At 71.2% G+C, this 11,803-nt stretch carries 11 protein-coding genes; 4 read left to right on the top strand and 7 right to left on the bottom strand.

Features of this window, described 5'->3' with window-relative positions:
- Positions 1-2: 2 nt before the first annotated feature.
- Together ACH414_RS09790 and ureA are read right to left on the bottom strand one after the other, a co-directional pair.
- Complete coding sequence (locus ACH414_RS09790; protein WP_382538292.1) at positions 3-1,685, bottom strand: urease subunit alpha; 1,683 nt, start codon at positions 1,683-1,685, stop codon at positions 3-5.
- Complete coding sequence (gene ureA / locus ACH414_RS09785; protein WP_382538289.1) at positions 1,685-2,383, bottom strand: urease subunit gamma; 699 nt, start codon at positions 2,381-2,383, stop codon at positions 1,685-1,687. Before ureA ends, ACH414_RS09790 begins: the two co-directional genes overlap by 1 nt.
- A gap of 153 nt (positions 2,384-2,536) precedes the next feature.
- Between ureA and ACH414_RS09780 the strand changes: the two genes are divergently transcribed.
- A complete protein-coding gene (locus ACH414_RS09780) occupies positions 2,537-3,994 on the top strand; it encodes a cytosine permease (protein WP_391770243.1) in 1,458 nt (485 codons plus the stop codon).
- Positions 3,995-4,009: 15 nt separating this feature from the next.
- Here the strand turns inward: ACH414_RS09780 and ACH414_RS09775 are convergent, their stop codons facing one another.
- From ACH414_RS09775 to ACH414_RS09765, 3 genes are all read right to left on the bottom strand, one after another.
- Entirely contained in the window at positions 4,010-5,104 is a 1,095-nt protein-coding gene (locus ACH414_RS09775; protein WP_382538283.1) for a branched-chain amino acid aminotransferase, read from the bottom strand.
- Positions 5,105-5,355: 251 nt separating this feature from the next.
- Entirely contained in the window at positions 5,356-6,396 is a 1,041-nt protein-coding gene (locus tag ACH414_RS09770) for a 3-isopropylmalate dehydrogenase (RefSeq protein ID WP_398941411.1), read from the bottom strand.
- A gap of 90 nt (positions 6,397-6,486) precedes the next feature.
- Complete coding sequence (locus tag ACH414_RS09765) at positions 6,487-6,618, bottom strand: hypothetical protein (protein WP_382538278.1); 132 nt, start codon at positions 6,616-6,618, stop codon at positions 6,487-6,489.
- Positions 6,619-6,914: 296 nt separating this feature from the next.
- On the opposite strand from ACH414_RS09765, the gene ACH414_RS09760 reads away from it, so the two are divergent.
- The 3 genes from ACH414_RS09760 to ACH414_RS09750 all read left to right on the top strand — a co-directional run bounded on the left by ACH414_RS09760 (position 6,915) and on the right by ACH414_RS09750 (position 9,024).
- The gene (locus ACH414_RS09760) at positions 6,915-7,256 is read left to right on the top strand and encodes a PadR family transcriptional regulator (protein ID WP_382538275.1); all 342 of its coding nucleotides are present in this window, start codon (positions 6,915-6,917) and stop codon (positions 7,254-7,256) included.
- Complete coding sequence (locus ACH414_RS09755; protein ID WP_382538273.1) at positions 7,253-7,999, top strand: hypothetical protein; 747 nt, start codon at positions 7,253-7,255, stop codon at positions 7,997-7,999. Before ACH414_RS09760 ends, ACH414_RS09755 begins: the two co-directional genes overlap by 4 nt.
- A gap of 143 nt (positions 8,000-8,142) precedes the next feature.
- On the top strand, positions 8,143-9,024 hold the full coding sequence (locus ACH414_RS09750; RefSeq protein ID WP_398941409.1) for an alpha/beta fold hydrolase: 882 nt from the start codon (positions 8,143-8,145) through the stop codon (positions 9,022-9,024).
- A 73-nt stretch (positions 9,025-9,097) separates the two neighbouring features.
- Here ACH414_RS09750 and pruA read toward each other — a convergent pair whose 3' ends face one another.
- Both pruA and ACH414_RS09740 read right to left on the bottom strand, forming a co-directional pair.
- A complete protein-coding gene (gene pruA / locus ACH414_RS09745; protein ID WP_382538267.1) occupies positions 9,098-10,729 on the bottom strand; it encodes an L-glutamate gamma-semialdehyde dehydrogenase in 1,632 nt (543 codons plus the stop codon).
- 32 nt (positions 10,730-10,761) lie between these two features.
- Positions 10,762-11,688, bottom strand: coding sequence for a proline dehydrogenase family protein (locus ACH414_RS09740; RefSeq protein WP_382538264.1), 927 nt, complete (start codon positions 11,686-11,688; stop codon positions 10,762-10,764).
- Positions 11,689-11,803 lie beyond the last annotated feature (115 nt).

The raw sequence follows: 11,803 nt of genomic DNA, 5'->3' as shown, positions 1-11,803 counted from the left end.
GGTCAGAGGAAGTAGAGGCGGTTGAGGGAGACGGACTCGGCCGGCTCGGAGCGGATCGGCGAGCCGTCGAGCGAGACGAGGCCGCTGTGGCCGTCGACCTGGACGTCGCCGATCCGGGAGTTGAGCAGCAGGTCCGCGGGGCCGATGCCCCGGGTGCCGCGCACCGGGACGCGGCGGCGCCGGGTCGGCATGCGGTCGGCGCCGAGGTCGACGGCGGCCTGGGCGACGAACGCCACCGAGATGTCGGCGGCCGTCGCGCCGTGGGCGCCGAACAGGGGGCCGAGGACGAGTGGTTCGCAGGTGTCGGTGGCGGCGTTCGGGTCGCCCGTGACGCCCCAGGCGGGGAAGCCGTTCTTGAGCACCATCTGCGGCTTCGCGCCGAAGAACTCGGGCCGCCACAGCACGATGTCGGCCATCTTCCCGACCTCGATCGAGCCGATCTCGTGGGCGAGGCCGTGGGCGATGGCCGGGTTGATGGTCAGCTTGGCCATGTAGCGGAGCACACGGGCGTTGTCGTCGTGGGCGCCGTCGCCGTCGAGGGGGCCGAGCTCGGCCTTCATCTTCCCGGCCATGGCGAAGGTCCGCCGGACGGTCTCGCCGGCGCGGCCCATGCCCTGGGCGTCGGAGGAGGTGATGCCGATCGCGCCGAGGTCGTGCAGGACGTCCTCCGCGCCCATCGTCCCGGCCCTGATCCGGTCCCGCGCCATCGCCGCGTCGCCGGGCAGGTCCGTCTTCAGGTCGTGGACGGAGACGATCATCCCGTAGTGCTCGGCGACCGCGTCGCGGCCGAAGGGGAGCGTGGGGTTGGTCGAGGAGCCGATGACGTTCGGCACGCCCGCCATCTTCAGGACGTTGGGGACGTGGCCGCCGCCGCAGCCCTCGATGTGGAAGGCGTGGATCGTCCGGCCTTCCAGGACCTTGAGGGTGTCCTCGACCGAGAGGCACTCGTTGAGGCCGTCGCTGTGCAGGGCGACCTGCACGTCGTGTTCCTCGGCCACCCGCAGCGCGGTGTCCAGGGCCCGGGTGTGGGCGCCCATGTCCTCGTGGACCTTGAAGCCGGACGCCCCGCCCTCGGCGAGCGCCTCGACCAGCGGCGCCGGGTCCGAGGAGGAGCCGCGCGCCAGGAAGCCGATGTTCACCGGCCACGCGTCGAAGGCGTTGAAGGCGTGCCTGAGTGCCCAGGGCGAGTTGACGCCGACGCCCCAGACGGGGCCGAACTCCTGGCCGATGATCGTGGTGACGCCGCTCGCGAGCGAGGCCTCCATGATCCGTGGGGAGAGCAGGTGGACGTGGGTGTCGACGGCACCGGCGGTGGCGATGAGCCCCTCGCCGGAGACGATCGAGGTGCCGGTGCCGACGACGACGTCGACGCCGTCGAGGGTGTCCGGGTTGCCGGCCCTCCCGATGGCGTGGATCCGGCCCTCGCGGATGCCGATCGACACCTTGCGGATGCCCTGCACGGCGTCGATCACCAGCACGTTACTGATCACGACGTCGCAGGTCTCGCGGACCGCGGCGGCCTTGAGGTGCAGACCGTCCCGCGCGGTCTTGCCGAAGCCGGCCAGGAACTCGTCACCCGGCTTCTGCGCGTCGGACTCGACCCGCACCACCAGGCCGGAGTCGCCCAGGACGACCCGGTCGCCGGCGCGGGGGCCGTGCACGGAGGCGTACTCGTAGGGGTCCATCACTCACCCTCCTTCGGGGCGTCGGCGCCGAGGTAGCCGCAGGCCGCGGCCCTGCGCAGGGCCTCTTCCCGGGCCCCGGGCGCGTCGAGCGGGCCGTCGACCAGGCCCGCGAAGCCGATGGCCACGCGGGCGCCGCCGATCGGGACCAGGCCGATCTCGGCCTCGCCGCCGGGGTCGAAGCGGAACGAGGCGCCCGCCGGGATGGCGAGCCGCATCCCGTAGGCGGCGGCCCGGTCGAAGTCGAGGCGCGGGTTGGCCTCGAAGAAGTGGAAGTGGGAGGTGACGCTGACCGGGACGGCGGCCGTGTTGCGCACGGTCAGCCGGACGTCCGGCTCGGTCTCCTCCCGCACGGGCCCCGGCCGCAGCGCGCCCGGCGCGTCCGCGCCCAGGGAACCCCCGCCGATGGGGTCGGAGACCACCGCGAGCCGGGAGCCGTCGTCGAAGACGGCCTCGACGTGGACCTCGGTCACGACGTCCGCGACGCCCGGCAGGACGTCCTCGGGGCCGAGGACGGAGCGGGCCGCCTCGATCGCCTCGGCGAGTCGCTTGCCGTCGCGGGCCGCCTCGCAGACCGTGTCCGCGATGAGCGCGGTCGCCTCGGGGACATTGAGCCGCAGTCCCCGTGCCCGGCGGGCGCGGGCGAGCTCGGCGGCGCCGAAGAGCAGCAGCCGGTCGCGTTCCGTGGGGGTCAGTCGCACGTGCCAAACACCTCCTGTTTGAGCGACACTCTAAATGCTGAGACCGCATGTTCCAAGCATTGACGTCGGCTGTTCAAGTAGGTCACATTGAGCGTCGCTCTAAATTAACCCCCCACGCCCCCCCTGCCCCGCCCCCTCCCCCCAGGAGACCCCATGGCGATAGAACAGCGCGGAGTCGACACCATCCCCGAAGCGGAACGCACCAGCGGCCCCCGCGACCTCGTGTCGATCCTCCTCGGCTCCAACCTCTGCCTCGGCGTGATCGTCTTCGGCTGGCTGCCGGTCTCCTTCGGTCTCGGCCTGTGGGCCGCGGTGACCTCCGTCGTCGCCGGCACCCTCGTCGGCGTGGCCGTCACCGCCCCGCTCGCGCTCGTCTCGCTGCGCACCGCCACCAACCTGTCCACCTCCTCCGGCGCCTTCTTCGGCGTACGGGGCCGGCTGGTCGGCTCGGTGGTCGGCCTGCTGCTCTCGCTCGGCTACACCGCGCTGACCCTGTGGATCGGCGGCGACGTGATGGTGGGCACCCTGGAGCGGCTCGTCGGCCTGCCCACCGGCGGCGTGGCGCACACCCTCGTCTACGCCCTGCTGGCCGCCCTCACCGTGATCGGCGCGGTCTACGGCTACCGGCTGCTGCTGAAGCTGAGCCAGGCCCTCGCGATCGGCATGACCGTGCTGCTCGCGCTCGGACTCGTCGCGTACGCCGGTGACTTCACCTCGGCCGCGGTGCCGGACACCCCGTATCTGCTCGGCTCGTTCTGGCCGACCTGGCTGCTGTCCGCCGTCGCGGCCGGGCTCAGCGGACCGGTCGCCTTCATCACCCTGCTCGGCGACTACACCCGCTACATCTCCCCCGCGAAGCACAGCCCGAAGAAGGTCTGGCGCGCCACCTGTCTGGGCCTCCTGATCGGCCTGCTGGTCCCTCAGCTGTTCGGCACGTACACGGCGCTGGCGGCCCGCGGCGGCCTGGACTACGCAGGACCGCTCGTCGCGGCCTCGCCCGTCTGGTACCTGGTCCCGCTGCTGCTCGCGGCGACGGCCGGCTCGGTCGGCAACGCGGGGCTCATGCTCTACTCCATGGGCCTCGACCTCGACGCGATCCTGCCGAAGGCCACCCGCGCCCGGGCCACGCTCGTGGTGGCGGCGGTCTCCACGGCCTTCGTCTTCCTCGGCCACTTCGCCTCGGACGCGCAGACCGCGATGACCTCCTTCGTGCTGCTGCTCACCGCGATCGGCACGCCCTGGGCGGTGATCACCCTGATCGGGCACGTGCGCTGCCGGGGCGCTTACGACGCGGAGGCGCTCCAGGTCTACAACCGGCGCTCGCGCGGCGGCGTCTACTGGTACGCGGCCGGCTGGCACCCGCGGGCCACCGTCTCCTGGGCGATCGGCGCGGCGGTCGGCCTGGCCGCGGTGTCGACGCCGCTCTACGAGGGGCCGCTGCTCGCCCTGACCGGCGGGATCGACTGCAGCTTCGTCTTCTCGGGGATCGTCGGCGGCGCGCTGTACGCCGTGCTGACGCCGTCGGCGCCCAAGGACCCGGCGCGGGCCCAGGAAACGCGGACGCCCGGGACGGAGACCGTCCCGGGCGTCCTGGTGGACTCGGAGTCCTGAGGCTCTTCCGGCCGCCTACTTGGCGCCCAGCTCGTGCATCCAGCCGTGGACGTCCTCGGACTTGCCGGTCTGGATGGCGAGCAGCGCCTCGCGCAGCTTCATCGTGACCTCGCCGGGCTCGCCGCCCGACTGCTGCCACTCGCCCCGGGCGGACTTGACCGTGCCGACCGGGGTGATGACGGCGGCGGTGCCGCAGGCGAAGACCTCGGTGAGGCTGCCGTTCGCGGTGTCCTCCTGCCACTGGTCGATGGAGATCCGGCCCTCCTCCGCCTCGTAGCCGAGGTCGCGGGCGACCTGGAGCAGCGAGTCACGGGTGATGCCCGCGAGCAGCGAACCGGTGAGGGTGGGGGTGACGATCCTGTTGCCGTAGACGAAGTACAGGTTCATGCCGCCCAGTTCCTCGACCCACTTGTGCTCGACGGCGTCGAGGTAGCAGACCTGGTCGCAGCCCTTGGCGGCCGCCTCGGCCTGCGCGAGCAGGGAGGCCGCGTAGTTGCCGCCGGTCTTGGCGTCGCCCACGCCGCCGGGGACGGCGCGGACCCGGTCCTCGGAGGCCCAGATGGAGACGGGCTTGACACCACCGGCGAAGTACGGGCCGGCCGGGGACGCGATGACGACGAAGAGGTACTCGTTGGCCGGGCGGACGCCCAGGCCGACCTCGGTCGCGATCATGAACGGGCGCAGGTAGAGCGAGTCCTCGCCGCCGTGCGCCGGGACCCACGCCTCGTCCTGCCGGACCAGCACGTCACAGGCCTCGACGAAGGTCTCGACCGGCAGCTCCGGCATGCCGAGCCGGTGCGCGGAGCGCTGGAAGCGGCGGGCGTTGGCGTCGGGGCGGAAGCTGGCGACCGAACCGTCGGGGCGGCGGTAGGCCTTCAGGCCCTCGAAGATCTCCTGGGCGTAGTGCAGGACGTTGGTGGCCGGGTCGAGCGACAGCGGGCCGTACGGCACGAGCTGGCCGTCGTGCCAGCCGCGGCCCTCGGTCCAGCGGATGGTGACCATGTGGTCGGTGAAGTGGCGGCCGAATCCCGGGTTGGCCAGGATCGCCTGACGCTCCGCGTCGGACAGCGGGCTGGAGGAGGGCTTGAGCTCGATGGTGGGCGTCGTCATGAGTGCTTGTCCTTCACCGGTTGTGTGTGTCGGACCGCGCTCACGCCGCTCCGCAGTCACGCAGTACTGCTTGGACGTCCGAGCTTTCCCGCATGCCGCGGCCCCACGTTCGATTATCGCTCGTGGGGGCCGCTGCACGAAAACGCGGGTGAGGCGGTCCAGGGTTCGATGGTGGCACCCTGCGACCGCATAGGTACAGCCGCCGGGTGCTTGTCGCGACCCGGCGGCTGGGGTGGATCTTCAGCGGCGGGTCAGCTCGCTACTCGTACCGCGAGCGCGTCGCCGATCTCGGCCGTCGTGCGGGGCGCGTCGCCGCGCTCGGTGAGGTCGGCGGCGACCGCCTCCTCGATGCGGGCGGCCTCGGCCTGGTAGCCGAGGTGGCGCAGGAGCAGCGCGACGGAGAGGACGGTGGCCGTCGGGTCGGCCTTGCCCTGGCCCGCGATGTCCGGCGCGGAGCCGTGGACCGGCTCGAACATGGACGGGAACTCGCCGCTCGGGTTGATGTTGCCGGAGGCGGCGACGCCGATTCCGCCCGAGACGGCGGCGGCGAGGTCGGTGATGATGTCGCCGAAGAGGTTGTCGGTGACGATGACGTCGAAGCGGGCCGGGTCGGTGACGAGGAAGATCGTCGCGGCGTCGACGTGCAGGTAGTCGGTGGTGACCTCGGGGAACTCGGTCGCGACCTTGTTGAAGATGTCCGTCCACAGGTGGCCCGCGAAGGTCAGCACGTTGTTCTTGTGGACCAGCGTGAGCTTCTTGCGCGGGCGGGCCTGGGCGCGGGCGAAGGCGTCCCGGACCACGCGCTCGACACCGAAGGCCGTGTTGACGGAGACCTCGGTGGCGACCTCGTGCGGGGTGCCCTTGCGGATGGTGCCGCCGTTGCCCGTGTACGGGCCCTCGGTGCCCTCGCGGACGACGACGAAGTCGATCTCCGGCTGGCCGGCGAGCGGGGTCGCGACGCCGGGGAGCAGCTTCGAGGGACGCAGGTTGACGTGGTGGTCGAAGGCGAAGCGCAGCTTCAGCAGGAAGCCCCGCTCCAGGACGCCGGACGGGACCGACGGGTCGCCGATCGCGCCGAGCAGGATCGCGTCGTGCTGCTTGAGGGAGTCGAGGTCGGCGTCGGTGAGGGTCTCACCGGTGGCGTGGTAGCGCTGGGCGCCGAAGTCGTACTCCTTCGTCTCCAGCTTCACATCCTGGGGAAGGACGGCCGCGAGGACCTTGAGGCCCTCGGCCACGACCTCCTGGCCGATGCCGTCGCCGGGGATGACTGCGAGATCGATGCTGTGAGACATGTCGGCACCCTACTCTTCGTCCCATCGTCTGACACGTTCCGTCCACCATGTGGACCAAGGCGCGGTCCGGCGGACGGAACGGCGGACGCGTCAGTGACCGGTGGAACCGCCGTTGTCGCGACGGTCGAGGGAGCGCTGGAGGGCGGCGGCGGCGTTCTTGCGGGCCTCGTCGCTGGGACGGGCGGCGGAGTGGCGGACGCGGCGGGCGGTCTGAGCGGCCATGAGGGATCGACTCCTTGAGATCGTCGTGATGCCGCTCCGACGTGCGGGTACGGAGGGCGTGGTGATCGAAGGCGCCGGAAGGGGCGGGGAACGTCGCCGCAGGGGTGGCCTGCTCGGGGCGTGACGCTCTCGACCGCCCTGCGCTCGATGGAGCGGGACGTTCGGCTCCTACAAAGCTAGGACAGTCCTCTCCAGCTGTCTCCACAATTACTCGGACTTCCTACTATCTGAGACGGCCCGACACTCGACGTCCTACCTAGATTGCATTCCTACCTAGGTAGTGATGGAATGCCGCCATGGCCGCAGACCGCAGATCCAGCTGGCTCAAGGGAGTCCTCGACCTGCTCGTCCTCTCCTGCCTGACCGACGGCGAGAGTTACGGGTACGAGATCGCCAAGGCGCTCGCCGAGGCGGGCCTCGGCGAGATCAAGGGCGGGACGCTCTATCCCGTGCTCAACCGCCTGGAGGAGGCGGGCCTCGTGGAGGCCGAGTTCCGGGCCGCCGAGCGCGGTCCGGGGCGCCGCTACTACCGGCTCACGCAGCCCGGGCGGGTCCATCTGGCGACCGAGGGCGAGGCCTGGACGCGGTTCCACCGGGCCGTAGGAACCAAGCTGCACACAGGGGGAACGACACCATGACCGAGCAGTCCGCCGGCTCCCACGCCGACGCCTACTTCACCGAACTCTCCGCGGCACTGCGCACCGCGGCCGTCCCCGAGGGCCAGATCGCGCGGACCGTCGACGAACTGCGCGGCCATCTGGCGGAGTCGGGCGCGACGCCGGAGGAGGAGTTCGGCCCGGCCGCGCGCTTCGCCGCCTCGCTCGGCGGGCTCGCCCCGGCACCCGGGGAGCCGGACGGGGCGGCCGAGCACTGGACCTGGACCGCGGACCTCTTCAACGACCGGCGGATGCTGGCCGTCCACGGCGACCAGGGCTGGGAGGTGGAGTCCCTGGACTCCCTCGGCCGCTTCGTCTGCCGCCGGGCGCCCGGGGTGGCGCTCGCCTGGGAGTACCGGCGCGAGGTGATCAGCGGCCGGCGCCGGGCGAAGGTGCTCGACGAGCTCGACCCCGAGGGCTGGGAGCTGTGCGGCGAGTGGCTGGTCTACGGCTACTTCAAGCGCCCGAAGGCCGCGACCGCGGGCCCCGCCGGGGCGCTGCGCGCGGTCCCGGCCACGCCCCGCAAGTGGCTGTTCCTCAGCCGCCGCGGCAAGGTGCTGCTCGTCGCCTGGCTGGCGGTGTCGGCCGGGGCGTATCTGTCGCTGGGCCTGCCGGGCTTCGCGGCGCTCATCGCCCTGGGCGGGGCGCTGTCGGCGGTGTACACGGCCCGCCTGGAGACGGCGAAGGGCACGGAGACGGCGGCCGAGCCCCCGACCGACCGCTGACCCCACCCCACTCGCTCCCCACCCGCCCCGACCCCCAACCCCTCACCCCTCCATTTCTAACCCCTCAATGCGCATTGACAGGTTAGCCAGAGCGCGCTTAGCTCTTGGCTTAACCAGTCATATGCGATTGAGGGGTTAGATAGATGTCCGTGCTGCCCGTCCACCACCGCACCGTCACCGTCCGCGGCCACCGGATCTTCTACCGGGAGGCGGGCCCCGCCGACGCCCCGGTCCTCCTCCTGCTGCACGGCTTCCCCACCAGCTCGCACATGTTCCGCGACCTGATCCCGCGCCTCGCCGACTCCTACCGCCTGATCGCCCCCGACCACCTGGGCTTCGGCCACAGCGCGGCCCCCGACGCCACCGACTTCTCCTACACCTTCGCCGGACTGAGCGCCCTGACCGCCGAGTTCACCGAGGCCCTCGGACTCGACCGTTTCGCCCTCTACATCCAGGACTACGGCGCCCCCATCGGCCTGCGCCTCGCCCTCGCCCACCCCGAGCGGATCACCGCGATCATCAGCCAGAACGGCAACGCCTACGAGGAGGGCCTGGGCGCCGAGGCCTGGGCGCCGGTCCTCGCCCTGATCGCCGAGCGCACCCCCGAGACCGAGGCCCCGGTCCGCGCGATCCGCTCCCTCGACGGCATCCGCTGGCAGTACGAGACGGGCGTCCCCGCCGCGTACCGCGAGCTCCTCAGCCCGGACGCCTGGCACCACGACGCGGCCCTCATGGCCCGCGAGGGCCAGGACGCCGTCCAGCTCGGCCTGATCGCCGACTACGGCGCCAACTTCGCCCTCTACCCCGCCTTCCAGGAGTACTTCCGCACCTCCGGCGTCCCCCTCCTCGCCGTCTGGGGCGAGGGCGACGAGATCTTCGTCCCGGCCGGCGCCGAGGCCTTCCGCCGCGACCTCCCGGACGCGGAGATCCACCTCCTGCCCACCGGCCACTTCGCCCTGGAGACCCACGCACCCGAGATCGCGTCGCTCGTCGACGACTTCCTGAATCGGCACGCGGGCGCATGAGAACCGCCCCCGTCCTCGGTTGGGGGACCGAGGAGGGGGGCGGTGATCAGGGGCCTCTGCGAGGCGGGCGGCGTCAGCCCATGTGCGGGTAGCCGTACTCGGTCGGCGGGACCAGCGTCTCCTTGATGGCGCGGGTCAGCGTCCAGCGCATCAGGTTCTGCGGGGCACCGGCCTTGTCGTTGGTGCCGGAGGCGCGGCCGCCGCCGAAGGGCTGCTGGCCGACGACGGCGCCGGTCGACTTGTCGTTGATGTAGAAGTTGCCCGCGGCGAAGCGGAGCTTCTCCATCGTGTACGCGGCGGCGGCGCGGTCGTTCGCGATGACCGAGCCGGTGAGGGCGTAGTCGGAGACGGACTCCATCTGGGTCAGCATCTCGTCGTACTTCGCGTCGTCGTACACGTACACCGCGAGGATCGGGCCGAAGTACTCGGTCGTGAAGACCTCGTTCTCCGGGTCGGTGCACTCGATGACGGTCGGGCGGACGAAGTAGCCCTCCGAGTCGTCGTAGGTGCCGCCGGCGACGATCGTGCAGGAGGCGTCGGCCTTCGCGCGGTCGATCGCGGCCTTGTTCTTGGCGAAGGAGCGGTCGTCGATGACGGCGCCGATGAAGTTCGACAGGTCGGTGACGTCACCCATCTTGATGCCGTCGACCTCGGCCGCGAACTCCTCCTTGAAGCCGTCGTTCCAGATGGAGGCCGGGATGTACGCACGCGAGGACGCGGAGCACTTCTGGCCCTGGAACTCGAAGGAGCCGCGGGTCAGCGCGGTCTTCAGGACGGCGCGGTCGGCGCTCGGGTGCGCGACGACGAAGTCCTTGCCGCCGGTCTCGCCGACGATCCGCGGGTACGAGCGGTACTTCTCGATGTTGTTGCCGACCGTCTTCCACAGGTGCTGGAAGGTCTTGGTCGAGCCGGTGAAGTGGATGCCGGCCAGGTCGGGGTGGTTCAGGGCCACCTCGGAGACGGCGATGCCGTCGCCGGTCACCAGGTTGATGACGCCCTTCGGCAGACCGGCCTCCTCCAGGAGCTCCATGAGGAGCACGGCGGAGTGGGTCTGGGTCGGGGACGGCTTCCAGACGACCACGTTGCCCATGAGGGCGGGGGCGGTCGGCAGGTTGCCCGCGATGGCCGTGAAGTTGAACGGCGTGATCGCGTAGACGAAGCCCTCGAGCGGACGGTGGTCCAGTCGGTTCCACACGCCCGGGGAGTTCGCCGGCGGCTGCTCGGCCAGGATCTGGCGGGCGTACGCCACGTTGAAGCGCCAGAAGTCGACGAGCTCGCACGGGGTGTCGATCTCGGCCTGCTGGGCGGTCTTCGACTGGCCGAGCATCGTGGAGGCGGCCAGCGTCTCGCGCCACGGGCCGGCGAGCAGCTCGGCGGCGCGCAGGATGATCGCGGCGCGGTCGTCGAAGGACATCGCGCGCCAGGCCGGGGCGGCGGCCAGGGCCGCGTCGATCGCGTCCTGGGCGTCCTGCTGGGTGGCGCCGGCGAAGGTGCCGATGACGGACTTGTGGTTGTGCGGCTGCACGACGTCGACGCGCTCGCCGCCGCCCATGCGCTTCACGCCGCCGATGGTCATCGGCAGCTCGCGCGGGTTGTCGGCGAGCTCCTTGAGCTTGGCCTCGAGACGGGCGCGCTCGGGCGAGCCGGGGGCGTAGCTGTGCACCGGCTCGTTGACCGGAGCGGGGACCTGGGTGACAGCGTCCATGGGTCGCGTGACTCCTTCTTGAGGGGTGGGGCTCAGCCCTTGGTGAGGATGGAGCGGACGAAGAAGAGGAGGTTCGCCGGCTTCTCCGCGAGGCGGCGCATGAAGTAGCCGTACCAGTCGGTGCCGTAGGCGGTGTAGACGCGCATCCGGTGGCCCTCGGCGGCGAGCCGGTTCTGCTCCTCGGTGCGGATGCCGTAGAGCATCTGGAACTCGTACTCGTCCAGCTTGCGCCCGGCGCGGCGGGCGAGCTCCTGGCCGACGGCGATCAGGCGCGGGTCGTGGGACCCGATCATCGGGTAGCCCTCGCCCTCCATCAGGATCTTCATGATCCGGACGTACGCCTTGTCGATCTCCGGCTTGTCCTGGATGGCGACCTCGGCGGGTTCCTTGTAGGCGCCCTTCACGATCCGCACGCGCGAGCCGTTGGCGGCGAGGCGGCGGGCGTCCTCCTCGGTGCGGAAGAGGTAGGCCTGGATGACGCAGCCCGTCTGCGGGAAGTCCTTCCGCAGCTCCTCGTGGATGGCGAACATCGAGTCGAGGGTGGTGTGGTCCTCGGCGTCCAGGGTGACCGTGGTGCCGATCTCGGCGGCGGCCGCGACGACCGGGCGCACGTTCGCGAGGGCCAGCTCGTGGCCGTTCTCCAGCGACTGCCCGAACATCGACAGCTTGACGGACATCTCGGCGCGGGCGCCGAGGCCCAGCTCCTTGAGGCGGCCGATCAGCTCCAGATAGGCGTCACGGGCGGCATACGACTGCTCGACGGTGGTGATGTCCTCACCGACCACGTCGAGGGTGACCTCAAGACCGCGGGCGGCCAGGTCCTGCACGATCGGGACGACGTCCTGGACGGTCTCACCGGCGATGAAGCGTGCCACGACCTGCTTGGTCCCGGGGGCGGCCGACACGAAACGGCGCATCTTGTCGCTGCGCGACGCGGCGAGGATCACGGGACCCAGCACGGGGCACCTCCAGAGGGCAGGGTGACGAAAGGTGCCGTACCCGCATTTTCGTAAGGAACGGGTAACAGCACGAAGAACCACCGTGAAACCTAAGCACCGCAACGATCGTCCGCCA

This window comes from Streptomyces sp. NPDC020422 (assembly GCF_044386705.1).
In the GTDB taxonomy this organism is placed as follows: domain Bacteria; phylum Actinomycetota; class Actinomycetes; order Streptomycetales; family Streptomycetaceae; genus Streptomyces.
Note: the sequence above shows the minus strand (reverse complement) of the source record. Positions and strands in the feature narration are given on the sequence as shown.